Source organism: Tardiphaga sp. 20_F10_N6_6, assembly GCF_052076045.1.
Taxonomy (GTDB): domain Bacteria; phylum Pseudomonadota; class Alphaproteobacteria; order Rhizobiales; family Xanthobacteraceae; genus Tardiphaga; species Tardiphaga robiniae.
This window is the reverse complement of record NZ_CP197239.1, coordinates 5,582,939-5,606,341: the sequence shown is the minus strand read 5'-3', so window position 1 is coordinate 5,606,341 and position 23,403 is coordinate 5,582,939. Positions and strand designations below refer to the sequence as shown.

Annotated in this window: 20 protein-coding genes; 8 read left to right on the top strand and 12 right to left on the bottom strand. The window is 61.4% G+C overall.

The features are described 5' to 3' along the window. Nucleotides 1-449 precede the first annotated feature (449 nt). Nucleotides 450-698 carry a hypothetical protein gene (locus tag AB7813_RS26860; RefSeq protein ID WP_089261574.1) on the top strand — a complete coding sequence of 83 codons (249 nt, stop codon included), beginning with the start codon at nucleotides 450-452 and terminating at the stop codon, nucleotides 696-698. Nucleotides 699-762: 64 nt separating this feature from the next. Here AB7813_RS26860 and glpK read toward each other — a convergent pair whose 3' ends face one another. The 8 genes from glpK to AB7813_RS26820 all read right to left on the bottom strand — a co-directional run bounded on the left by glpK (nucleotide 763) and on the right by AB7813_RS26820 (nucleotide 12,520). Then, a complete protein-coding gene (gene glpK, locus AB7813_RS26855; RefSeq protein WP_184513983.1) occupies nucleotides 763-2,262 on the bottom strand; it encodes a glycerol kinase GlpK in 1,500 nt (499 codons plus the stop codon). A gap of 91 nt (nucleotides 2,263-2,353) precedes the next feature. Continuing rightward, nucleotides 2,354-3,556, bottom strand: a complete 1,203-nt coding sequence (locus tag AB7813_RS26850; protein WP_441228832.1) for an FAD-dependent oxidoreductase — start codon at nucleotides 3,554-3,556, stop codon at nucleotides 2,354-2,356. 266 nt (nucleotides 3,557-3,822) lie between these two features. Further along, nucleotides 3,823-4,593 carry an SDR family NAD(P)-dependent oxidoreductase gene (locus tag AB7813_RS26845; RefSeq protein ID WP_441228831.1) on the bottom strand — a complete coding sequence of 257 codons (771 nt, stop codon included), beginning with the start codon at nucleotides 4,591-4,593 and terminating at the stop codon, nucleotides 3,823-3,825. A 207-nt stretch (nucleotides 4,594-4,800) separates the two neighbouring features. Further along, nucleotides 4,801-5,943, bottom strand: a complete 1,143-nt coding sequence (gene pimD / locus AB7813_RS26840) for a pimeloyl-CoA dehydrogenase small subunit (RefSeq protein WP_441228830.1) — start codon at nucleotides 5,941-5,943, stop codon at nucleotides 4,801-4,803. A gap of 222 nt (nucleotides 5,944-6,165) precedes the next feature. Continuing rightward, complete coding sequence (gene pimC, locus AB7813_RS26835; RefSeq protein ID WP_089261586.1) at nucleotides 6,166-7,353, bottom strand: pimeloyl-CoA dehydrogenase large subunit; 1,188 nt, start codon at nucleotides 7,351-7,353, stop codon at nucleotides 6,166-6,168. Between the two features lie 28 nt (nucleotides 7,354-7,381). After that, a complete protein-coding gene (locus AB7813_RS26830; RefSeq protein WP_089261588.1) occupies nucleotides 7,382-8,569 on the bottom strand; it encodes an acetyl-CoA C-acyltransferase in 1,188 nt (395 codons plus the stop codon). Further along, nucleotides 8,566-10,269 (bottom strand): dicarboxylate--CoA ligase PimA, encoded by a 1,704-nt coding sequence (gene pimA, locus AB7813_RS26825; protein ID WP_441228829.1) that lies wholly within the window; start codon nucleotides 10,267-10,269, stop codon nucleotides 8,566-8,568. The genes AB7813_RS26830 and pimA overlap by 4 nt, the downstream gene beginning before the upstream one ends. A gap of 166 nt (nucleotides 10,270-10,435) precedes the next feature. Beyond that, on the bottom strand, nucleotides 10,436-12,520 hold the full coding sequence (locus AB7813_RS26820; RefSeq protein ID WP_441228828.1) for a 3-hydroxyacyl-CoA dehydrogenase NAD-binding domain-containing protein: 2,085 nt from the start codon (nucleotides 12,518-12,520) through the stop codon (nucleotides 10,436-10,438). 161 nt (nucleotides 12,521-12,681) lie between these two features. Here AB7813_RS26820 and AB7813_RS26815 point away from each other — a divergent pair, with 161 nt between their 5' ends. From AB7813_RS26815 to AB7813_RS26785, 7 genes are all read left to right on the top strand, one after another. Further along, nucleotides 12,682-13,548 (top strand): IclR family transcriptional regulator, encoded by an 867-nt coding sequence (locus AB7813_RS26815; protein WP_120288678.1) that lies wholly within the window; start codon nucleotides 12,682-12,684, stop codon nucleotides 13,546-13,548. A 63-nt stretch (nucleotides 13,549-13,611) separates the two neighbouring features. Beyond that, nucleotides 13,612-14,424 carry an ABC transporter ATP-binding protein gene (locus AB7813_RS26810; RefSeq protein WP_089261596.1) on the top strand — a complete coding sequence of 271 codons (813 nt, stop codon included), beginning with the start codon at nucleotides 13,612-13,614 and terminating at the stop codon, nucleotides 14,422-14,424. Beyond that, nucleotides 14,421-15,134 (top strand): ABC transporter ATP-binding protein, encoded by a 714-nt coding sequence (locus tag AB7813_RS26805; RefSeq protein WP_116663743.1) that lies wholly within the window; start codon nucleotides 14,421-14,423, stop codon nucleotides 15,132-15,134. The genes AB7813_RS26810 and AB7813_RS26805 overlap by 4 nt, the downstream gene beginning before the upstream one ends. Nucleotides 15,135-15,144: 10 nt before the next feature. After that, nucleotides 15,145-16,023, top strand: coding sequence for a branched-chain amino acid ABC transporter permease (locus AB7813_RS26800; protein ID WP_089261600.1), 879 nt, complete (start codon nucleotides 15,145-15,147; stop codon nucleotides 16,021-16,023). Nucleotides 16,024-16,025: 2 nt separating this feature from the next. Further along, nucleotides 16,026-17,054, top strand: a complete 1,029-nt coding sequence (locus AB7813_RS26795; protein WP_093759247.1) for a branched-chain amino acid ABC transporter permease — start codon at nucleotides 16,026-16,028, stop codon at nucleotides 17,052-17,054. 6 nt (nucleotides 17,055-17,060) lie between these two features. Next, entirely contained in the window at nucleotides 17,061-18,290 is a 1,230-nt protein-coding gene (locus AB7813_RS26790) for an ABC transporter substrate-binding protein (RefSeq protein ID WP_175365668.1), read from the top strand. A gap of 343 nt (nucleotides 18,291-18,633) precedes the next feature. Next, nucleotides 18,634-19,839, top strand: coding sequence for an ABC transporter substrate-binding protein (locus AB7813_RS26785; RefSeq protein ID WP_231081190.1), 1,206 nt, complete (start codon nucleotides 18,634-18,636; stop codon nucleotides 19,837-19,839). 59 nt (nucleotides 19,840-19,898) lie between these two features. On the opposite strand, the gene AB7813_RS26780 is transcribed toward AB7813_RS26785, so the two are convergent. The 4 genes from AB7813_RS26780 to AB7813_RS26765 all read right to left on the bottom strand — a co-directional run bounded on the left by AB7813_RS26780 (nucleotide 19,899) and on the right by AB7813_RS26765 (nucleotide 23,182). Further along, nucleotides 19,899-20,372, bottom strand: a complete 474-nt coding sequence (locus AB7813_RS26780) for a hypothetical protein (RefSeq protein WP_184513955.1) — start codon at nucleotides 20,370-20,372, stop codon at nucleotides 19,899-19,901. A 135-nt stretch (nucleotides 20,373-20,507) separates the two neighbouring features. Continuing rightward, entirely contained in the window at nucleotides 20,508-20,825 is a 318-nt protein-coding gene (locus AB7813_RS26775) for a hypothetical protein (RefSeq protein ID WP_120288675.1), read from the bottom strand. A 619-nt stretch (nucleotides 20,826-21,444) separates the two neighbouring features. Then, nucleotides 21,445-22,443 carry a M23 family metallopeptidase gene (locus AB7813_RS26770; RefSeq protein WP_120288674.1) on the bottom strand — a complete coding sequence of 333 codons (999 nt, stop codon included), beginning with the start codon at nucleotides 22,441-22,443 and terminating at the stop codon, nucleotides 21,445-21,447. A gap of 37 nt (nucleotides 22,444-22,480) precedes the next feature. Beyond that, nucleotides 22,481-23,182, bottom strand: a complete 702-nt coding sequence (locus tag AB7813_RS26765) for a helix-turn-helix transcriptional regulator (RefSeq protein WP_184513953.1) — start codon at nucleotides 23,180-23,182, stop codon at nucleotides 22,481-22,483. Nucleotides 23,183-23,403: the final 221 nt, after the last annotated feature.

Sequence of the window (23,403 nt, the reverse complement as noted above, 5' to 3'; positions counted from 1 at the left end):
CTCACGGCGCGCCACCGCGGCGATTTCTGTCCCCGGGACCGTTCTTCCGGGCAAAGGCGCAGAGCTCCGCACTCCGCTGATCCCGACGGTTTCCCGCCGTTCACCAATGCCACGTCCAGCCAGCATGAGTGGCAGACCCCCGTAGTGGGGCCGGACGGTGACCCAGGGCCTCCCGAGTGCGCGGGGTACGTCACCCCACACCCGCAGGCGCCGCATCCCAGTCCCACCTCAAGACGCCTCTAGAAGCGCCCCTCGCGAACGGGATAAAAGGCATATAGACCTATATCGGATTTTAGTCAATAGAGCGCGAGGGATTATTTTCTCCCTCCCTCCCACCGCCGCGACGAATTCCGGTCCCGGCAAAGTTATCGTTTCAATCCCGTGGCGACGGAACGATCAGGAAGGCCGCAGCTTGTCGTATGCGCAATATTTGCGTTTGGAGGGTTGAAATGAAACGTACCATGATCGCGACGGCAGCCGCGGCACTCCTGGGTCTGGGCCTGATGCTTCCAGCGAACGCCATGCCGGTCGGTGGGCTTGCACCTGCGAGCACCGCCAGCGACATCATCCAGATTCGTGGCCATGGCGGCGGACATCACGGCATGCACCGCGGCGGGCGTGGACATCATTACGGCTGGGGCCGCGGACGCGGCCATCATTATGGTTGGTCGCGCGGACGGCATCGCGGCTGGCGCTAGAATCTGACATGATCATCATAGGAGCCGCCGCACAGGCGGCTCTTTCTGTTTGGTGAGCAAGCTTTCAATCTTTCCCCGGATCGCTCGCCAATACCCCCTTCACTGCCTGCGCCCAGCCCTTCAGTTTTCGTGTCCGTGTGGCTTCGCTCATGGCCGGCTTGAAGCGGTGTTCGAGCCGCCAGTTGTCGGCGAATTTGGCAGGCTCCGGAAATACGCCGGCCGTGAGACCGGCGAGATAGGCAGCTCCCAGCGCGGTGGTTTCCTGGATCATCGGGCGATCGACAGGGGCATTCAGCAGATCCGCGAGACGCTGCATGGTCCAGTCCGACGCGGTCATGCCGCCATCGACGCGCAGCACCACGGTGGCGGCGGAGACATCCGGCCAGTCGGCGCGCATCGCCGCGTAGAGATCGCGCGTCTGGTAGCAGACGCTTTCCAGTGCGGCATGGGCGAGTTCGGCCGGGCCGGTGTTGCGCGTCAGTCCGAACAGCGCTCCGCGCACATCGGGATTCCAGTAAGGCGCACCGAGCCCGACAAAGGCCGGGACCAGATAGACCGATTGCGAAGAATCGTTCTGATCCGCGAGCGGCCCGCTTTCAGCAGCGCTCTTGATGATCCCCAGACCATCGCGCAGCCACTGCACCGCGGATCCGGCAACGAAAATCGAACCTTCCAGCGCATAGGTGCGCACGCCGTTGAGCTGATAGGCAACCGTGGTGAGCAGCTTGTTCTTCGATTGCACCGGCGTCGTACCAGTGTTGAGCAGGGCAAAGCAGCCGGTGCCGTAAGTGGACTTGATCATGCCGGGCGCGAAACAGGCCTGCCCGATGGTTGCAGCCTGCTGATCGCCGGCAATACCGCCGATCATGATCGTGCCACCAAACAGATCGGTGCTGCCGAAATCCGACGAAGAGTCCTGCACCCTGGGCAGCATCGCCTTGGGCACACGCAGCAGCTTCAGCAGTTCGTCATCCCACTCGCCGGTGTGGATGTTGAAGAGCTGCGTGCGCGAGGCATTGGTGGCGTCGGTGGCATGCACCCTGCCCGCCGTGAGCCGCCACAGCAGATAGCAATCGACGGTGCCGAATAGCAATTCGCCGCGCTCGGCGCGGTCGCGCGCGCCGGGGACATGATCGAGAATCCACGCCACTTTCGTTCCGGAGAAATACGGATCGATGATCAGGCCGGTCTTTTGCGTGATCAACGGCTCATGGCCGTCGGCTTTCATCTGCGCGCAGATCTCCGCGGTGCGGCGGTCCTGCCAGACGATGGCACGGTGCACAGCCTGGCCGGTGACGCGATCCCACACCACCACCGTCTCGCGCTGATTGGTGATGCCGATGGCGGCAATATCCTTCGCGGTAACGCCCGCCTTCGTCATGGCCTCGTGGCAAACGGCCAACGTCGAGGTCCAGATATCCTCGGGCTCATGCTCGACCCAGCCGGAGGCCGGGAAATGCTGCGGGAATTCCTGCTGCGCACTGGCCGCGATCGAGATGTCGGCGCGAAAGATCATCGCGCGCGAGGATGTGGTGCCCTGATCGATGGCCATCACGAAAGACATGACGTTTCTTCCCGAAAGATTGTGGTCGCGTTGTGTTGGGAGGCGCAGGCAACCGGATTAGCGCGGGCGCGTCAAGCGGCAGCGCCGGCGGTCAGGTCGCCGAGTCGATCATCATGACCAGAGCGGACGCGACCATCGCCAGTTCGCGCGGCAGCGTCTCGCGGGCCCGCCGCACCATGCCCTCGCCGAGCCGGCCAAAGAAACGCGCCCAGCGCTGCGCGCGCCAATACAGCGAATTCTCGACAGTGACTGAGCGCAGCTTGAACGCCTTGCCGGTGGCCCAGGCGTCGCATTCCAGCTTCAACGGATCGGCGTAATATTGCGCGATCTTGTCGGCGCCCATGCCTGAAGTCGCGAGCCAGTTCGGGATATGCACGCTGCAGAGCTGCGCGACATCGGTGAACACCTTGTCGGTGCCGGTGCCGCTGCCCGGGCACGGCGAAGCAAAGGCATCGCCAACCAGCACGACGCCAGGCTGGACCACATTGTCGCTCTCATAGAGATCGATGGGGCGGATCCTGATATCGCCGGATATCTTGTAGTCGCCGATCAGCGCGCGCAGTTTCGGCAGGCAGGCGTCAAGCGCCGCCTCGGGCGTCCGGCGCATCTGGCGAATCCAGGGATCGTCGGTCTCGCGATAGACGAACAGATTGCCGCGCATCGTGTCGCCGATCGGGAACAGCGTGACATAGGCGGTGCGATGAACCGTGGTTTCCGCGAAATAAGTGAGCGCCGGAAAGGCAAAACGTTCACGGCCGACGGGCGCGATATCGAAACCCACCGAGATCGAATGATTGGCCGAGATGACCGGGCGGCCGATATTGAGCTGATTGCGCAGGCTGACGCTGGCGCCGTTGGCGAGCACAACGAGACGCGCGGAAATCTCCTCGCCATTGGACAGGCCGATGGTCTGACGGTCATCCGATGTGGCGATCGACGTCGCCTTGGCGTGAATGGTCTCGATGGTGGATGGAATCTGGCCACGCACGGTATTGACCAGCGTGTCGTAGAGAAAGCCGTGCTGCTGGCTGGGGCGCTTGTCGATCACGCGGCCGAAACGCGCGATCCAGATCTCGTCGTCATGGGTAGCGGCACCGAGCACCGCATCGACGAGACCCGTCTTGCGGAGCCGCTCGAGCTGGACGCCGCCGCTGATCTTCTCGCAGCGGAGTTCGGGCGGATGGACCTGATGCGGCTCGATCAGGATCGCAGACACACCGGCGCGACCGAGCATCGCCGCAGCTGTCGACCCGGCGAGGCCGCCACCAATGATCGCGATATCCGTCTGCCGCACGGGAACTCTCCAGCTGCGGCTATCCGTGCGCCCTAAGTGTTAAAAAACGGGAAAGGATTGAGGCAGGCGGCAAGTGGCTACCGCCGGAGGTTTGTTTCGCGGGATTTCTTACTCTCCCCTGCAGGGGGAGGGTCAGCGATCATCGCGCGCAGCGCGGTGAGAGGCGGGGTGGGGTGAAGCTGCGGGCGACAGCGTCTGTGGCTTCACCCCACCCCGACGAACGCTACGCGTTCATCGACCTCCCCCTTCAGGGGAGGGTAAGGACGTCACACCGATGCGGTCGTCACGCCGCCGTCGATGACGATGGTCTGGCCGGTCATGAAGGTGGAGGAATCCGAGCCGAGATAGGCGACGGCACCGGCGATCTCGTGGGGCTCGCCGATCCGGCGCAGCGGCGTGGTTGCGGTGCGGCGCTTGAGATTGGCCTCGTCTTCCCACAGCGCCTTCGCGAAGTCGGTCTTCACCAGCCCAGGCGCGATGCAATTGACGCGCACGCCCTTCGGTCCCCATTCGCCGGCGAGACTGCGACACAGGGAGAAGTCGGCAGCCTTGGAGATGCCATAGGCGCCGATCACCGTGGAGCCGCGCAAGCCGCCGATGGAAGAGATAATGACCACCGAGCCCTTGCCGCGCTCGGCCATGGCCGGGATCGCCTTGGCGCAAAGCCAGATGTTGCTCTTGACGTTGGAGCCCATGATCTTGTCAAAGGCCTCATCCGCAATATCGAGCAGCGGACCGTAATAGGGATTCACCGCGGCATTGCAGACCAGAATATCGATCGGGCCGTAATGTTTCACGGTGCCATCGATCAGGGCTTCGACTTCATCGCGGCGCGAGATGTTGCAGGGAATGACATGGGCATCGCCGCCATTGGCCTTGATGCCATCGACCACGGCCTGACAGGCATCGGCCTTGCGGCTGGAGACGACAACCTTGGCACCGAGTTGCGCCAGCAGTTCCGCGGAGGCCTTGCCGATGCCGCGGCTGGAGCCGGTGATGACGGCGACCTTGCCGGTGAGATCGAATGGATTTTTCACGGGCGGTCTCCTGATGTTGATTGATTTTAGCGATGGCGCATTCCTTCTCCCCGCATGCGGGGAGAAGGTGGCTCGAATGCGCGTAGCGCGTTCGAGTCGGATGAGGGGGACTCTCCACGAGTTCATGAGCGCGTGGAGAGTCCCCCTCACCCGGATTGCTTCGCAATCCGACCTCTCCCCGCAAGCGGGGAGAGGTTAAGAGCAGAGTTACTCCGTGATCCCGCCCGCCTGCGCGACGCGGCGCAGGTGATAATCGGCATCGCCGAACTGCTGCTCGATCATGGTCAGCCGCTTGAAGTAGTGGCCGATCTTGTACTCCATGGTCACGCCAACGCCGCCATGCAGCTGCACGCCGCCCTGGCCGACGAAGCGCGCGGAGCGGCCGATCTGCACCTTGGCAGCGGCGACCGTCTTGGTGCGTTCGTCGAGATCGGTGAAGCTCGACGCCATCGAGGCCAGGAACGACATGCTGCGCGCGGTCTCCAGCGCGGTGAACATGTCGGCCGCGCGGTGCTGCAGCGCCTGGAACGAGCCGATGGCGACGCCGAACTGCTTGCGCTCCTTGATATACTCGACGGAGATCTTCAGTGCCTCTTCCATCGCGCCGACCGCTTCGGCACACAGCGCGATGCGGGCGTCATCGACGACCTGATTGACGATCGACAGGCCATCCTCGGCATTGCCGATCGCGGCGTCAGCGCCGACCTCGACATTGTTCAGCTTGATATCGGCGGCGCGGCTGCCATCCTGCGTCTCATAGCCCTTGATGTCGACGCCCTTGGCATTGGCGGACACCAGGAATACGCCGACGCCCTTGGCATCGCGCTGGCCACCAGCGGTGCGCGCGGTGACGATCAGCGTATCGGCAGTATCGCCGTGACCGACGACGAACTTCTCGCCGGACAACGTGTAGCCCGAACCGCTCTTCTTGGCCGACGTCTTGATGTCCCCGAGGTCATAGCGTGAGTCACGCTCGACCTGTGCAAAAGCCATGGTCTTGGAGCCGTCGATGATCCCGGGCAGATGCGCAGCACGCTGTTCGGCCGAACCACGGCGCAGGAAACCGCCGCCGAGCACGACCGTATCAAGATAGGGCTCGACCACGAGATTACGGCCCAGCGCTTCCATCACGATCATGGTCTCGATCGGACCGGCGCCGAAGCCGCCGTCATCCTCGGAGAACGGCAGGCCGAGCAGGCCCTGTTCGGCAAACTTGCCCCAGACGTCGCGGCTCCAGCCGCCCTTCTCGGCGCGATACTTCTTGCGAGCCTCGAATTCGTAAGACGATTTCAGCAGGCCGTCGACGCTGTCCTTGAGGAGGCGTTGCTCCTCCGACAAATCAAAATCCATGGTCTTTCTCTCTCGGATCGCGCGTAACGCGCGTGTGAATGTGTTTAAGCTCCCTAACCTCCCCCCGCTTGCGGGGAGAGGTCGAGGGCGAGCGAAGCGGAGCCTTCGGGTGAGGAGGACTATCCGCGGGCACCGAGCCGGCGGAGGCTCCCCCTCATCCGGTCCGAATGCGCTACGCGCAATCGGACCACCTTCTCCCCGCAAGCGGGGAGAAGGAAGACATCAAAGCCCCAGCACCGCTTTCGCGATGATGTTGCGCTGGATCTCGTTGGAGCCGCCATAGATCGACACCTTGCGGTAGTTGAAATAGGTCGGCGCGATCGGCGAGGCCCAGTCGCCCTCTTCGTTCTGCCCCTCGCCTTCCGGCATGAACGGCAGTGCGAACGGCCCGGTGACTTCGAGCAGCAGCTCGGTGAGCGTCTGCTGGATTTCCGAACCCTTGATCTTGAGGATCGACGAGGCCGGATCCGGCTTGCCCTTGCCGTGCTTGCCTTCGGCCGCGACGACGCGCATCTGCGTCAGTTCGAGCGCCTTCAGCTCGATCTCGGTCGCAGCCAGCTTCTGGCGGAACTGCGGATCCTCGATCAGCGGCTTGTCACCGGACATCACGCTGGACGCCAGCTCCTTGATGCGGCGGATGCGCTCCTTCGACATGCCGACGCGCGCGATATTGACGCGCTCGTTGCCGAGCAGGAATTTCGCGTAGTCCCAGCCCTTGTTCTCTTCACCAACCAGATTCTCGGCCGGCACCACGACCTCATCGAAGAACACTTCGTTGACTTCGACGCCGCCATCGATGGTCTGGATCGGGCGGACGGTGATGCCCTTCGACTTCATGTCGATGAGGATGAAGGAGATGCCCGACTGCTTCTTCGCATCGGGGTCGGTGCGACAAAGGCAGAAGATCCAGTCGGCATGTTGCGCGAGCGTGGTCCAGGTCTTCTGGCCGTTGACGATATAGGTATCGCCCTTCTTCTTCGCCGTGGTCTTCAGCGAGGCGAGGTCCGAACCCGAGCCCGGCTCCGAGAAGCCCTGGCACCACCAGTCGTCCATATTTGCGATGCGCGGCAGGAAGTGCTTCTTCTGCTGCTCATTGCCGAAAGTGTAGATCACCGGGCCAACCATGTTGACGCCGAACGGCAGCGGCGGCGGCGCGGGGGTCTTCTGCAGCTCTTCCAGGAAGATGTACTGCTTCGCGGCACTCCAGCCGGTGCCGCCATATTCCTGCGGCCAATGCGGGACGGCCCAGCCCTTCTTGTTGAGCGTGCGCTGCCAGTTCACCAGGTCGTCTTTGCTGGTGTGGTGACCTTCCTGCAGTTTCTTACGCACCGCCGGGTCGAGGCTTTCGCGGAAAAAGGTGCGCACCTCGTCGCGGAATGCTGTTTCTTCTTTGCTGAAGCTCAGATCCATCGGATCCTCCTTGTGAGCAGATGTGTAATTACTGAACGATTTCGAGCAGGCCGGCGGAGCCCATGCCGCCGCCGACGCACATGGTGACAACGGCATACTTCGCCTTGCGGCGACGTCCTTCGATCAGCGCGTGACCGGCGAGACGTGCGCCCGACATGCCATAGGGATGGCCGACCGAGATCGCGCCACCATTGACGTTGAGCTTTTCCGGATCGATGCCGAGCTTGTCGCGGCAGTACAGAACCTGCACGGCGAAGGCTTCATTGAGCTCCCAGAGATCGATGTCCTCGATCTTGAGACCATGGCGCTTCAGAAGGCGCGGCACGGCGAACACCGGACCGATGCCCATCTCGTCCGGCTCGCAGCCGGCAGAGACGAAGCCGCGGAAGATGCCGAGCGGCTTGAGGCCCTTCTGTGCGGCGAGCTTGTCGCTCATGATCACGGTGGCGCTGGCACCGTCCGAGAGCTGCGACGCATTGCCGGCGGTGATGGTGAAGCCATCGCCGCGCACAGCCTTCAGGCCGGCGAGACCTTCAGCGGTGGTTTCCGGACGCGGGCCTTCATCCTTGGACAGCGTGATGTCCTTGAACGAGACTTCGCCGGTCGCCTTGTCGACGACGCCCATCCTGGTCGCGATTGGCGCCAGTTCGTCGTTGAACTTGCCGCCCTGCTGCGCGGCCGCCGTGCGGCGCTGGCTCTCCAGCGAATATTCGTCCTGGCGTTCGCGCGAGATGTTGTAGCGCTTGGCCACCGTCTCGGCAGTGTCGAGCATCGGCATATAGACGTCGCCCTTGATCTTCATCAGTTCGGGATCGACGGTGTGGAACTTGTTGGCATGCTCGTTCTGCACCAGCGAGATCGACTCGCCGCCGCCGCCAACCGCGATCTCGACGCCGTCGAAAATCACCGAACGTGCGGCCAGCGCAATCGCCTGCAGGCCCGAAGCGCACTGACGATCGATAGTGGTGCCGCCAACCGTGACCGGCAGGCCGGCGCGGAGCAGCGCCTTGCGTGCGATGTTGCCGCCGGTCGCGCCCTGCTGCAGGGCTGCGCCCATCACCACATCTTCGACTTCCTTGGGATCGATGCCGGCGCGCTTGACGGCATGCTCGATGGCATGGCCGAGCAGCGTCGCGCCTTCGGTGGCATTGAGGGCGCCGCGAAAGGCCTTGCCGATCGGCGTACGGGCGGTGGAAACGATAACGGCTTCGGTCATGGGCGGGGTCCTCCAGAGGCGGTTTGTTGTTGCGAGGTTGTTTCTTGGTTCATGATGGGCGTGGGTTGCAACCCGCGCAAGGCGTGGCGCGAGAGTTTTCCGACCGCGGTGCGCGGCAAGTCGTCGACGAAGTCCAAAGCTGCCGGCAGTTCATGCTTGCCGAGCTTGCCGGTGAGAAACGCGCGCAGCTCGTCGATGGTGAACGGCGCTGCGCCATTGCGCAGCCTGATAAAGGCCTTGGCCGCCTCGCCGCGATACTGATCGGTGACACCGATCACGATCACTTCCTGCACCGACGGATGTTCGTAGATCGCCTGCTCGATCATCTGCGGATAGACGTTGAAACCGCCGGAGATGATCATGTCCTTCTTGCGATCGACCAGATAGAAGAATCCGTCTTCATCCATGTAGCCGATATCGCCGGTCAGGAAGCGATCGCCGACGAATGACTCCGCACTCTCCTGCGCGCGGTTCCAGTAGCCTTTGGTGACGTTCGGCCCCTTGATGCGGATTTCGCCGGTTTCGTTGACGCCGAGCACCCTGGTCGGGTCATCGAGTGACACCACGTCAATCTCGATCCCTGGCAGCATCAGGCCGATCGAGCCCGGCTTGTCGAGACCGCCGGGCGGATGGCTGGTGCCGGGCGAGCAGGTTTCGGTCATGCCCCAGCCGCTCTTCAGCGACAGGCCAGTCTTGCGCTCGAACAGACGCGCCACTTCATCGGGCAACGGCGCGCCGCCGGAGGCCGCCGACACCAGCGACGACAGATCGCGCGTTTCCAGCGACGGATCGGCTGCGATGGCGATCCACATGGTGGGCACGCCGGGAAATACGGTGGCTTTCTTTTTCTCGATATCGTCGAGCACGCGGCTGACATCGAAACGCTGATGCAGCGAAATGGTGTCGCCGAGGCTGATGCGGCTCAGCAGGATCACGGTCAGCGCATAGATATGAAACAGAGGCAGCACGCAGATGACGCGCTCGATCCGATTGCGCCCGGCGCGTGCCGGCGCGCCCCATAGATTGTAGATCGAGACCGCCGAAGTGAGATTGCCGTGGCTCAGCATCGCGCCTTTCGGCAGGCCGGTGGTGCCGCCGGTATATTGCAGCAGCGCGACATCATCTGCTGAAATCTCGGGCCACTGCGCGGGCAACGTGGCACCCGCGGTGAAATTGCGAAAGGTGACAATCGTGGGATTTTCCGGCAGCGGCAGCTGCGGATTGTTCACAGCGCCCCAGTCGTCGTCCTCGCAGACGATCAGCCTGTCGAGCAGGCCCTTGTCGAGAAACTTCAGTGCCATCGGCAGCAACGCCGCGAGGTTGCTGGTCACCAGCACGCGCGCGCCAGAATCCTTGAGCTTGTGCGACAGTGCGATTTCGCCATCGAGCGGCGACAAATGCACGAGCCGCGCGCCGGCCTTGAGACCGCCGAAGAAATGCACCGGATGATCCGGCGTATTGCCGAGGAAGATGCCGATGGAGGAGCCTTTGCCATAGCCGGCGCGCATCAGCGCGGCAGCTACGATATCGACGCGCGCATGCAGATCGTTGAACGAGATCGGCTGATCCCGAAATTCGATGGCGGTGCGGTCACCGTGTTTTGCAACGGAGTCGGCAAGCAGACCCGGCAGCGACCCACGCGCAATCGGCGCGTCCCAGGTGACGCCCGGTGGGTAATGTTGCTCGCCCGGATGGGTCATGGCGTGGCCTGCTTACATAAGGAGCGCACGGCGCCAATGTTCCCTCCCCCCTTGCGGGGGAGGGTCAGGGAGGGGGGTAAGCCACAAGTGACGTCGCCCGGGGACCCCCGCCCCCGGCCCCTCCCCGCAAGGGGGAGGGGAGCACATCGTGCTCGCGTCACCACAACTAGCCCTTCGCCAGTGACGCAAACGTCTTGCCTTCATCTGCCAGCTTCTTCAGCAGCGCGGCCGGCTCCAGCGACGGATCGTTGGTCTGCTTGGCATAGAACTGCAGGCGCTCGACGATCTGCTTGAGGCCGACCTGATCGGCATAGAACATCGGGCCGCCGCGATAGATCGGCCAGCCGTATCCATAGAGCCAGATCACATCGATATCGCTCGGACGCGACGCGACCTTCTCTTCGAGGATGCGCGCACCCTCGTTGATCATCGGATACATCATGCGTTCCAGGATTTCCTGATCGCTGACGGCGCGACGGGTCAGGCCCAGGCTCCGGCAGGTATCGTCGATGAGCTTCTCGACTTCCGGATCCGGCACCGGCGCGCGGGAGCCGGCTTCATACTTGTAATAGCCCTTGCCGGTCTTCTGACCGAAGCGGCCGGCTTCGCAGAGCGCGTCGGCGATTGGCGAGGTGATGCCGCGATCCTTGCGCGAGCGCCAGCCGATATCGAGGCCGGCGAGATCGCCCATGGCGAACGGACCCATCGGCATGCCGAACTTGGTGACGACGGCATCGACCTGCTGCGGCAGCGCGCCTTCGAACAGCAACTTCTCGGACTGCTTGGAGCGGGCCGCGAGCATGCGGTTGCCGACGAAGCCGTCGGACACACCGACCACGGCTGGCACCTTGGCGATCTTGCGGGCGACAGCGACGGCGGTGACGAGCGCGTCCGGCGCGGTCTTGTCGGCGCGGACGATTTCGCACAGCTTCATGACATTGGCCGGCGAGAAGAAGTGCATGCCGAGCACATCCTGCGGACGCTTGGTGACGGCCGCGATCTCGTCGATGTTGAGGTAGGACGTGTTGCTGGCGAGGATGGCGCCCGGCTTGGCATAGGCATCCAGCGCGGTGAACACTTCCTTCTTGATCGCCATGGTTTCGAACACGGCTTCGATCACCAGATCGACATCCTTGACGTTTTCGAGGCCGACGACGCCGTTGATCAGTGCCATGCGCTTGGCGGGCGCATCGGCAGGAATGCCACCGCGGGCTGCAGTGGCTTCATAGTTCTTCTGCATGATGCCGAGGCCGCGCTTGAGCTGCTCCTCGCCGGTCTCGATCAGCGTCACGGGAATACCGGCATTGGCGAAGGACATCGCAATACCGCCGCCCATGGTGCCGGCGCCGATGATGGCGACGCGTTCGACCGGACGCGGCTTGACGCCTTCCGGCACGTTCTGGACCTTGGCGGCTTCGCGCTCGGAGAAGAAGGCATAACGCTGCGCCTTCGACTGGTCGTCGGCGACCAGCTTGAGGAACATCTCGCGCTCCTTCTTGAGCGCCTCGTCGAACGGCACGTCGAGCGTCCAGCTCACGGCTTCGGCGCAGGCCAGCGGCGCATTCATGCCGCGGTTCTTCTTGTTGGCGGCTGCGGCGGCGTTGGTGAAGATGGTGCGATCGGCGCGAGCGGCGGCGAGCTTGGAATCGTCGTTGCGCAGCAGGCGCAGCGGACGCTTTTCGGCGATCACCTTGCGCGCGAAGGCTTCTGCGCCCGAGGCCGGACCTTCGACGATCTCTTCGATCAGACCGTTCTTCAAGGCTTCAGATGCGCTGATCGGATCGCCGGTGACGACCATCTTGACGCCGAGTTCCGGGCCGACTGCGCGCGGCAGGCGCTGCGTTCCGCCGGCACCCGGCAGCAGGCCGAGCTTCACTTCGGGCAGACCAAGCTTGGCTTCTTTTGTCGCCACGCGGAAATGACAGCCGAGCGTGAGCTCGAGGCCGCCGCCGAGCGCGGTGCCATGGATCGCGGCGATCACCGGTTTGGAACAATTCTCGATTTCCGCAATGACTTCGCTCAATCCGGGCGACTGCGGCGGCTTGCCGAATTCGGTGATGTCGGCGCCGGCAACGAAGGTACGGCCTGCGCATGCGATGACGATCGCCTTCACGGCAGGATCGGCAGCGGCCGTTTTGACGTTCTCAAAAATGCCGCGGCGAACCGCCGCACTCAGCGCATTTACAGGGGGAGAGTTGATCGTGACGATGGCGACTTCATCATGACGTTCAAGCTTTACGACATCGCTCACGGCATTCTCCTTGGCTACGTTTACCGGTCTGATTTTCTTAGTTTCGCACTGCGAAATTTAATTCCACATCTTGACACGGAGGGTTATTTTGAAGAGCGTCCCTTGTCAACGAGGGCCGTGGTGCAATCGTATGAAACTGACAAAACCAAATTTTGGGAAGCATGAAACGTCCAGCGAAGAATGTGGCGACAGATCGCAATTTCGTCGTCGCATTGGCTCGCGGCCTGGATGTCTTGCGTGCATTTCGCCCCAATGACGGGCTTCTCGGCAATCAGGAGATTGCCGCCCGCACCAAACTGCCGAAGCCAACCATCTCGCGATTGACTTACACACTCACGAAGTTGGGCTACCTTACACCTGTGCCACGCTTCGAGAAGTATCAACTCGCGCCAGCAGCCATGGCCCTGGGGTATGCTGCACTTGCGAACTTAGGCGTTAAGCATCTCTCGGAATCGTTTCGCGACGAATTGATGCGGCAGACCGGCGGTGCCTGCGCAGTCGGCGCGCGCGATCGATTGAGCATGATCTATTTCGGGCAGAGCCGCTCCAGTCTCACTGTCGGCGTTCAACTCGACGTCGGCTCGCGCATTCCCATTGCAACCACGGCGATGGGCCGCGCCTATTTCTGGGCGCTGCCACCGGAAGAACGTGCCCAATTATTGCGCGAATTTCGCGAGCACTACGGACATCGCTGGTCGAAGATGCGCGACGGGCTTGAGCGCGCAGGCGAAATGGTCGCGCGCCACGGCTTCGTCATCTCGGCTGGCGAGTGGCAGGACGATGTGCACGCTGCCGGTGTTGCAATGACATTGAATGACGGCACCGGTCCTTATGCCTTTAATTGCGGCGCGCCCGCGTTCCGTTTCACGGAAGAGCGCTTGCTCAACGATATTGGACCTCGGCTATTGGCGATGGTAAGAAACATCGAAGCGGCGCTCGGGGGAACAGCTGCACCACAATCCAAAAAACTCGACAGCAAAAAAATCAAATCAGGAGGGAAAGTTGCACGCATTGTTGAAGGGCTCTGACAGCCTTCATCGTCGTGACCTGCGCAAGACTTCGCCGCAGCCGACGATCGAGGATCACCGCACATGACACAGGCACAACTCGCAGAGCGCGCGCCCGTCGCATCGACGGCGCCGCTGCTTTCGGTTCGCGACGTCAGCGTTGTGTTCGGTGGCATCATCGCGTTGAACGGCGTCTCGTTCGACATGCAACAGGGCCACATCCTTGGCCTCATCGGACCGAACGGCGCTGGCAAGACCACGCTGTTCAATTGCCTCAGCCGGCTCTACCAGCCGAGCAAGGGCGATATCCTGATGGACGGCCAGACGATCCTGAATCGTCCGGCGCACAAGATTTCCGAGATCGGCATCGGCCGCACCTTCCAGAATGTTGCGCTGTTTCCGAACCTGACCGTGCGTGACAATGTCCGCGTCGGCAAACATGCGCGCACCAACAGCGACATCATCAGCGATTCGCTGAAGCTGCCATGGGTTCGATCAGGAGAAGCTGCGATCAACAAGGACGTCAACGACATCCTTGATTATCTCGATCTGCACAGCGTTGCCGATACGATCGTCAGCGGTCTTCCGTTCGGCACGCAGAAGCGCGTCGAACTCGCGCGTGCGCTCGCCGCCGAACCGAAGATCCTGCTGCTCGACGAGCCCGCAGGCGGTCTCAACCATGAGGAAGTCTACATCCTTGGCGACCTGATCCGTCGCATCCGCGACGATCGCGGCGTGACGGTACTCCTCGTCGAGCATCACATGGGTCTCGTGATGTCGATCGCCGACCATGTCGTCGCATTGAATTTCGGCAAGAAGCTCGCTGAAGGCACACCTGCTGCCGTCCAGAAAGACCCTGCTGTGATCAAGGCCTATCTGGGAGACAAAGACTCATGACCGCGATGCTTCACGTAAAAGACCTGCGTGCGTATTACGGCCAGGTCCAGGCACTGCACGGCCTCGAATTCGAACTGCAGGAAGGCAGCCTGACCACCCTGCTCGGCGCCAACGGTGCCGGCAAGACCACCACGCTGCGCTCGATCTGCAACATGATCCGCTCCACAGGCTCGATCGAGTTCGAGGGCAAGAAGCTCGACAACAAGTCGACCGAAAGCATCGTGCGGCTGGGCATCGCCCATGTGCCACAGGGCCGCGGCACCTTCACCACCATGACGGTGGAAGAGAACCTGCAGCTCGGCGCGATCAGTCGCAAGGACACCAAGGCGATCGGTGACGACATCGAGCGCATGTATGCCCATTTCCCGGTGCTCAAGCAGCGCCATACCCAGCAGGCCGGCACACTCTCCGGCGGCGAACAGCAGATGCTCGCGGTCGCCCGCGCGCTGATGCTGCGTCCCCGCCTGATGCTGCTGGACGAGCCGTCCTTTGGCCTTGCGCCGCTGATCGTGCGGGATCTGTTCAAGATCCTCGGCAAGATCAACCGAGAGGACAAGGTCAGCATCCTTGTCGTCGAACAGAACGCACAGCTCGCGCTCGAACTCGCCGACAAGGCCTATGTCATCGAAACAGGACGCATCGTGATGTCCGGCACCGCCGACGAGATCGCGAATAATGAAGACGTCCGTAAATCGTATCTGGGATATTGAGGGGGCGGCCATGGAACTCTTTACCAACCAAGTCCTGGCTGGCATCGCCACCGGCGCGATCTACGCCTGTATGGCGCTCGCCGTGGTCATGATCTACCAGGCGATCGACCACCTGAACTTCGCCCAGGGCGAAATGGCGATGTTCTCGACCTTCGTCGCCTGGCAGATGATGCAGTGGGGCATACCCTATTGGGGCGCATTCGCGCTCACGCTGATTTTCTCCTTTGTCGGCGGCATCGTCATCGAGCGGGCTTTGTTCAAGCCGCTCGCCAAGGCGCCGGTGCTGACCCACGTCGCCGGTTTCATCGCGCTGTTCGCCATCATCAACAGCGTCGCGGGCCTGACCTGGGATTTCACCATCAAGCAGTTTCCCTCGCCGTTCGGCTCGTCGCCCTTCCTGGGCAGCCAGCTGATCTCGACGCATCAGGCTGGCATGATCGGCGTGACGATCATCCTGCTCGTCCTGCTGTTCATCTTCTTCCGCTACACCCGCGTGGGCCTTGCGATGCGGGCAGCGGCGTCGATGCCTGAATCGGCGCGGCTGGTCGGCATCAACACGTCATGGATGATTGCACTCGGCTGGGGCATGGCAGCTGCGATCGGTTCGATCGCCGGTATGCTGATCGCCCCCGTCGTGTTCCTCGAGCCCAACATGATGGGCGGCGTGCTGATCTACGGATTTGCCGCGGCCGTCGTCGGCGGGCTCACGAGCCCACTGGGTGCTGTCATCGGCGGGTTCCTTGTCGGCGTCTTCGAGAACCTCGTCGGCACCTATATCCCGGGTGTCGGCAATGAGCTGAAACTGCCCATCGCCCTGGCGCTGATCATCACCGTGCTGGTCGTCAAACCCAATGGCCTGTTCGGCCGTGCCATCGTGAAGCGAGTTTGATCATGAGCACCGTTCAAGACGTCTCCGCCGCTCCCGCGGTCGCTGCCGTTCCCAAAAAGGCAATGGCGCTCGGCCCGCTGGCATCGCTGATCATCCTGGCGCTGCTCATCGTCACACCACTGTTCGTGAAGAACTTCATCATCTTCCAGATGACCATGTGGCTGATCTACGCCATCGCGGTTCTCGCACTGAACATCCTGACCGGCGCCAGCGGCCAGTTCTCACTCGGCCAGAGCGCGTTCTACGCCCTCGGCGCCTATACGTCGGCAATCCTCATGGAACATGTCGGCGTCAACTACGCACTAACGCTTCCTGTGGCTGGTCTGGTCTGCTTCATCGCCGGCTTCCTGTTCGGCCTGCCGGCGCTTCGACTGTCCGGCATCTACCTCGCGCTGGCGACCTTCGCCCTCGCGGTGGCGATGCCGCAGCTCCTGAAGCTCGGCGTGTTCGAACACTGGACCGGCGGCGTACAGGGCCTCGTCGTCACCAAGCCTGATGCACCGGAAATCCTGGCCTCACTGGGTCTGAAAGTGTCGCAGGACATGTGGCTGTACTTCTTCACCCTCGCGGTCACGATCCTGATCTACATCCTCTCGGTCAACCTGCTGAAGTCGCGGTCAGGCCGGGCCATGATGGCGATCCGCGACAACGAAATCGCCGCATCTGCGATGGGCGTGGACGTCTCGCTCTACAAGACGCTGGCTTTCGGCGTCAGCGCCGGCATCACCGGCGTTGCTGGCGGTCTCGGTGCCATCGCCGTGCAGTTCGTCGCGCCGGATGGTTACACCATCCAGCTCGCCATCGCGCTGTTCCTCGGCATGGTCGTCGGCGGCGTTGGCTGGCTGCCGGGCTCGCTGGCCGGTGCGGCTTTCATCGTCTTCGTTCCGAATATTGCGGAACACGTCTCGAAGGGTCTGTCTGGCGCCGTGTTTGGCGTCATCCTGATCATCATCATCTTCCTGCTCCCGAACGGGGCCAGGCAACTCGCTTATTTGGCACAGGGCTTGATAGGCAAACTACGTAAACACTGAGGACCTATGAACTGCAGAAACTTTCTGCGCACCGCCGCGCTTTCGAGCGCGGCGTTTGCGTTTCTCGCCTTCTCAACTTCCGCGAATGCCCAGAAGAAATACGACACCGGGGCGAGCGATACCGAGATCAAGATCGGCAACATCATTCCCTATAGCGGCCCGGCTTCGGCCTACGGCATCATCGGGAAGATGGAAGAAGCCTACTTCAAGATGATCAACGATCAGGGCGGCATCAACGGCCGCAAGATCACCTTCGTCAGCTATGACGATGCCTACAGCCCGGCCAAGGCTGTGGAACAGACCCGCAAGCTGGTCGAATCCGACGAAGTTCTGTTCGTGTTCGGTCCGCTCGGCACGCCGTCGAACACCGCGATCATGAAGTACCTGAACGCCAAGAAGATCCCGCAGCTGTTCGTCGCCACCGGCGCGACCAAGTTCGGCGAGTACAAGACCGCGCCATGGACGATGGGCTGGCAGCCAGCCTATCAGAGCGAAGGCCGCATCTTCGCGCAATACGCGATCACCGAGAAGCCGAACGGCAAGATCGCCGTGTTCTACCAGAACGACGACCTCGGCAAGGACATGCTGAAGGGTCTCAAGGACGGCCTCGGCGAGAAGGCCTCGATGATCGTGGCTGAAGACAGCTATGAAGTGTCCGAGCCGACCATTGACTCGCACATCGTCAAGATGAAGGCCTCGGGCGCCGACATCTTCGTCTCGATCTCGACGCCGAAATTCGCTGCCCAGGCGATCAAGAAGGTCGCCGAGATTGGCTGGAAGCCAATGTTCTTCCAGAGCAATGTCGGCTCCTCGGTCGGCGCCGTGATGCGTCCGGCGGGTATCGACAATGCGCAGGGCGTGCTGTCGCTGGCCTATGCCAAGGATGCCATCGACCCGCAGTGGAAGGACGATGAGGGCATGAAGAAGTATCTCGACTTCCTGGCCAAATACGCCCCCTTCGCCAATCCGGCCGAAAGCTCGGCTGCCTATGGCTACGGCCAGGCACAGACCGTGGTTCAGGTCCTCAAGCAGGCCGGCGACGACCTGACCCGTGCCAACATCATGAAACAGGCCGCCAGCCTGAAGGACTTCGCACCCGACACGCTGTTGCCGGGCGTCAAGATCAACACCTCGGCGACCGATTTCTATCCGATCGAGCAGCTGCGCATGATGCGCTTCACCGGCGAGAAGTGGGATGTGTTCGGCCCGCCGATCGACAGCAAGCTCGGCGGGTAATCGTTCACAAAAATGCGACCGTCTTACGCTTCGTCACGGCCGGGCTTGTCCCGGCCATCCACGCCTTCTTAGCTTGTAGCCAAGACGTGGATGCCCGGGACAAACCCGGGCATGACGACTGGGAAGACAGCGACAAAGCGCGTTGCAACAACTCGCGCTGGAACATTAAAACTGCTTAATAAAACAGCCCCTTACGACGAAAGTCGTGAGGGGCTTTTTCTTGCTAGTTGCAGCGGAAAAGTATTCAATCCGACGCGCCGCAGCATTCAATAAAAACAAGAATACGCGCGGTTTTATCCAGAGATCAGGGAGATCAGAAATGCCTTCGTTAAGCTCGCGTGCAATGACGTTCACGGTTGCCGCAGCCCTCAGTGCGGCCCTTGGCGGTACTGCCTTCGCCCAGAAAAAATACGACACCGGCGCCAGCGATACCGAGATCAAGATCGGCAACATCATGCCCTATAGCGGGCCCGCATCCGCCTATGGCGTGATCGGCAAGATGGAAGAAGCCTATTTCAAGATGATCAACGATCAGGGTGGCATCAACGGCCGCAAGATCAATTACATCACCTATGACGACGGCTACTCGCCGCCGAAGGCTGTGGAGCAGGCGCGCAAGCTCGTCGAGTCGGACGAAGTGCTGTTCATTGCCAGCTCGCTCGGAACCCCGTCGAACTCTGCCATTCAGAAATACATGAATGCGAAGAAGGTGCCGCAGCTGTTCGTGGCCACCGGCGCGACCAAGTTCGGCGACTACAAGGACTTCCCCTGGACCATGGGCTGGCAGCCCGCCTATCAGAGCGAGTCCAGGATCTATGCAGCCTATCTGCTGCGGGAAAAGCCCGACGCCAAGATCGCGGTCATGTACCAGAACGACGATTTCGGCAAAGACATGCTGAAGGGTCTGAAGGATGGTCTCGGCGCCAAGGCGGCATCGATGATTGTCGCCGAGGAAAGCTATGAAGTGTCGGAGCCGACCATCGAGTCCCACATCGTCAAGCTGAAGTCGACCAATGCCGACACCTTTGTCAGCTTCACCACGCCGAAATTCGCTGCGCAGGCGATCAAGAAAGTGGCGGAGCTCAGCTGGAAACCAACCTTCATCCAGAGCAATGTCGGCTCTTCGGTCGGCGGCGTGATGAAGCCGGCGGGTTACGAGATCGCCCAGGGCATCCTGTCGGCGAACTACGCCAAGGACGGCGCCGATTCCAGCTGGGATAATGACGAGGGCATGAAGAAATTCTACGCCTTCCTCGCCAAATATGCCCCCACCATGGACAGGAGCGACGGCTCGGTCGTCTATGGCTATGGCCAGGCGCAGACCATCGTTCAGGTGCTCAAGCAGGCCGGTGACAACCTGACCCGCGCGAACATCATGAAGGAAGCAGCCAACCTCAAGGAATTCGCGCCCGACACATTGCTGCCCGGCGTGACCATCTCGACCTCCGCGACCGACTTCTACCCGATCGAGCAGCTGCAGATGCAGCGCTTCAAGGGCGAGAAGTGGGAGCTGTTCGGCCCGATCATCGCGGGCAAGATCGACGGCTGATGTTCTGATCTCTCCCCGCCGGTCGAAGCCAAGCTTCGCCGCGCGGGGAGAGATCGAGATCAGTAATAATCCCGGAACGCATCCGCGAGACTGTCGGGCTGCCAGTCGATCTGGTCCGACGCGATCGGATCGTCCGAGAGCAACGCACTCGCCTGCGTCTTGTAGTCCGGCGCCACGTAATCCGCCTGCGGCAGACCACGGCGCACGATATCCTGATAGTTCAGATAATTGTCGCGATTTCCCACGAAGGTGCACATGCATTTGGCGGGGTCGGCATAGAGATAGCGCGGGCCGTTCGGCGTGGTGTGCACGACGAAGCGATAGGCCGGCAATTTGCTCAAAGCCAGTTTGCCTGCCGCATCGTTGGCGAAGCGCGCCTTGAAGCCTGCGGACTCCATGTCGAATCCGACCTTCTGCAGCACCGGCACGCTCGGCAATTCGCGCGCCACCAGCAGCGTGACATCGAGCAGCGCCAGCACCGCGATGACAGCGAGTGCGATGCCGCGCGGGCGCCAAGCGGAAAACGTCGTCATCGTCACTGCGCGCATGTCGCGAAACCCCGGCTATGAGCGCGCATCGGCGCGCACTATTGCGCGCGACACTAACGGACCCCGCAGGCGGTGTCACGGTAGCGCTGCCGCAGCGCGCGATGCCGGTTAACAAATCCATCACGCCGCCTCGCTGGCGACGAGCGCCTCCAGGACGCGCCAATACATTTCGTCCAGTATCGCTTGCTGCTGCTCTGCATTCAGAACGCGCCGTCGTTGAAACAGAAGACAGATCGGCCGGCTGCCTGTGCAATGGTGTGCACGACGACAGGCCTTGATGACGCAAGTGCGATGGGTGCGCAGGATGTTCGCATTACCGCGCTCGATCTCCTCGATGCAGACGGCGACGATCATGTCCGACAACCTCTTGGCCGCCAGGTCGCTCTTGTCCCTGGCGCGCTGCGCGAGATGCCAGGCGTCGTGTTGCGAGATGATCATGTGAACTCCCGTTGTGACGATGATGACTGGATATGAGTGACTTGGGTGACGGTCACGCGCCGTCCTTGCCCGCGCCTGTGCGCGTGCGTGGCGGTCCCGGTGGTCTCCCTCGAAAATGAGGGAGATGAAGCGCCGAAAGGCGCGACTTGGGTACAGTGCCGCAGCGTAGTGTCCGGATCGCCGGACCACAGAGGCCGCGGAAACGCCTTTCGACGCTCCATCGTGGCGATTTCTGTCCCCGGGACCGTTCTTCCGGGCAAAGGCGCAAAGCTCCGCAGTCCGCTTATCCCGACGGTTTCCCGCCGTTCACCAATGCCACGTCCAGCCAGCATGAGTGGCAGACCCCCGTAGTGGGGCCGGACGGTGACCCAAGGCCTCCCGAGTGCGTGAGGGAACGTCTCCCTCCCGCCCGCAGGCGCCACATCCCGCCCCGCGCTAACAAGCGTCCCTGGCAACGCCCCTCAAAGTGGGACGGGATGCAAGGGAATATAATCTGAACTGGAATGACGTCAAGGATTATTTTCAGAATTCTTCGGAGGCACCCGCCAGAGAGCCCACCTCCTGAGAGAGCGACGCAGGTGTACAGATGAATGTCGAGGCGTGATAGAAAATGGACCCGCTAACGCAGATCATGACGAAATACCTGGTTCAACATCGGGGCGCCGTTACGCCCGACGATATATGTCGCGGAATATACTCCGCCTGGCCAAGGTTCGGTGGACCGCTTTTTTCCGATGAAGAGAAGCGTCTGGGCCTGATTTTGCGCAACTGCAACTGGACCCTTCTCGGCGATGATCCTGCCGTCGGGATCGCGCAGCGTCAGTGACTGTTCGTCGCCCGTCTTCAAGCCAATTGTCCGAACATAAACGACAAGGGCTTCAGATTTCGTAGTTGGCTTGCGCTGAGAGACAGCGTCAACCTCGATCATATCGTTCGTGACTGCTTCGGTAGCGAATCCGAAGTTCAAGACTGCGCGCGGTGAATAGGCCAGACGAACCCGAGCATCGTCCGTCCATTCACTTTCAGTATGACTGCCGCAAGCGCCAGGCATCAAGCCTGCTCCAAAGGGATCGATGACCTTCCCTTCTCGCCGCACAATAAAGTGTAGATGCGGATACTCAGTTAGCCCCGACATGCCGACGGCACCGAGAACTTGGCCGGCGCGGACTGTATCTCCAGCTCTTACCAAGATGCTGTCTTTGGCCATATGGCAGTACTGGGTTTCGCGATCTCCGGAATGTCTGACAACAACGCCATTGCCGCATTCATTTCCTTTGGCTGCATCGCGCCTGTCGCCTTTCACAGGGCTGTCCGCAAGGCCGTCGCGAGTTCGCAGCACCGTGCCCTCGGCGGCTACGACGACGTGAACCGGCTTCTGCTGTCCGCCATGTGACGTTAATCGAAAATCGACGCCGTTATGGCCGTCATAGGTCAATGTCCCGCACATGTAGTCCTTGGCCGAGGGACTATCGTCGATGTCTACGTAATTCTGGATGAAACACGTGCGACCAATGTCGCACGATAACGGTATGATCAAATCTCCAGCAGTCGCCGCGTGCGATATTCCTATAACGAGGGGCAGCGCTAACAATATCCCAATCTGTTGCCGATGCGCCATCTGATCACGTCTGGATGCCCGCGGGAACTCCACGATTTTACATGGATGAAGATGTGGTGATGTAGGGTGCCCCGGGCTGTCGCAACTTGAACGGTGAGAATGTTCGACTATGCAGAACGAAAAATTCCGATTGGCGATTGATTCCAACTTTCAGCATGACGCGTTTGATGTAAGTCCGTACGGTTTCTTCCGTGAAACCAAGTTCCAATCCGATGGCGCGTGGACAGCGCCCGCGGAGAATACAGCGAACAATCCGCGCCTCCACCCAACTCAAGCCAAACGCGAGAGCAATGCGCTGGGCACCGGCCTCCTCATTGAATTGAGGAACGTAGATGAGAGCAAGATTGGGATCGGTATTTCCAGGGATTGAACCGATCACAGCAAACAAAAATCGCTGCTCCTCTTGCGAGATGAGCACGGTCGATCCGACGTTCTTTTGGTTTGGATCCGGAATGATAGCGGCTCGAACAGCGTCCCTGAGCTGGGTGGTGATGAGGGGGGTCGATCCCGAGAGCGTACCACCGTCGAGAGTGATGACACCTTCGCCGACAAGTCGCCGAAACCCGCTGTTCATGCTCCGAACGATCAGATTTTCGTCAATGGTCAGGGCGGGTGACTCAATGTCATCCAGCCACATTTGATGAGACTGCAGTGTGGTCTTTGTCAGATCAGCGACCGCATCCCATAGGAGCTCGATCGCGCGCCTAGCGGTAGCGAATTCTGCATCAGGAATCTGCACCTGCCACCATCCCGCAATAAAGATGGCAGTATCCCCAGAGACCGTACATACACGTCCAATGACCGAGTGGTGCCCGTAGACCGGGCGCGTTCCGATCAGCCGGCGTGCAAACCCGTTTGGCGACGTAGACGACTGATATATGAAATTGCCGTCTCCGTTGAAAGTCTCCGAGATGGATCTCGCCAACGCATCCGATGCGGGACTGGGCGCGGGTAATCCAA

What these genes read in the sequence shown, in the direction of transcription:
- AB7813_RS26830 (WP_089261588.1), bottom strand. Translation starts at nt 8,569, where the DNA reads ATGACCGAAGCCGTTATCGTTTCCACCGCCCGTACGCCGATCGGCAAG.
- AB7813_RS26815 (WP_120288678.1), top strand. Translation starts at nt 12,682, where the DNA reads ATGAAACGTCCAGCGAAGAATGTGGCGACAGATCGCAATTTCGTCGTC.
- AB7813_RS26805 (WP_116663743.1), top strand. Translation starts at nt 14,421, where the DNA reads ATGACCGCGATGCTTCACGTAAAAGACCTGCGTGCGTATTACGGCCAG.
- pimC (WP_089261586.1), bottom strand. Translation starts at nt 7,353, where the DNA reads ATGGATCTGAGCTTCAGCAAAGAAGAAACAGCATTCCGCGACGAGGTG.
- AB7813_RS26790 (WP_175365668.1), top strand. Translation starts at nt 17,061, where the DNA reads ATGAACTGCAGAAACTTTCTGCGCACCGCCGCGCTTTCGAGCGCGGCG.
- AB7813_RS26770 (WP_120288674.1), bottom strand. Translation starts at nt 22,443, where the DNA reads ATGGCGCATCGGCAACAGATTGGGATATTGTTAGCGCTGCCCCTCGTT.
- pimA (WP_441228829.1), bottom strand. Translation starts at nt 10,269, where the DNA reads ATGACCCATCCGGGCGAGCAACATTACCCACCGGGCGTCACCTGGGAC.
- AB7813_RS26810 (WP_089261596.1), top strand. Translation starts at nt 13,612, where the DNA reads ATGACACAGGCACAACTCGCAGAGCGCGCGCCCGTCGCATCGACGGCG.
- pimD (WP_441228830.1), bottom strand. Translation starts at nt 5,943, where the DNA reads ATGGATTTTGATTTGTCGGAGGAGCAACGCCTCCTCAAGGACAGCGTC.
- AB7813_RS26775 (WP_120288675.1), bottom strand. Translation starts at nt 20,825, where the DNA reads ATGATCATCTCGCAACACGACGCCTGGCATCTCGCGCAGCGCGCCAGG.
- AB7813_RS26860 (WP_089261574.1), top strand. Translation starts at nt 450, where the DNA reads ATGAAACGTACCATGATCGCGACGGCAGCCGCGGCACTCCTGGGTCTG.
- AB7813_RS26800 (WP_089261600.1), top strand. Translation starts at nt 15,145, where the DNA reads ATGGAACTCTTTACCAACCAAGTCCTGGCTGGCATCGCCACCGGCGCG.
- AB7813_RS26785 (WP_231081190.1), top strand. Translation starts at nt 18,634, where the DNA reads ATGACGTTCACGGTTGCCGCAGCCCTCAGTGCGGCCCTTGGCGGTACT.
- AB7813_RS26780 (WP_184513955.1), bottom strand. Translation starts at nt 20,372, where the DNA reads ATGACGACGTTTTCCGCTTGGCGCCCGCGCGGCATCGCACTCGCTGTC.
- glpK (WP_184513983.1), bottom strand. Translation starts at nt 2,262, where the DNA reads ATGTCTTTCGTGATGGCCATCGATCAGGGCACCACATCCTCGCGCGCG.
- AB7813_RS26795 (WP_093759247.1), top strand. Translation starts at nt 16,026, where the DNA reads ATGAGCACCGTTCAAGACGTCTCCGCCGCTCCCGCGGTCGCTGCCGTT.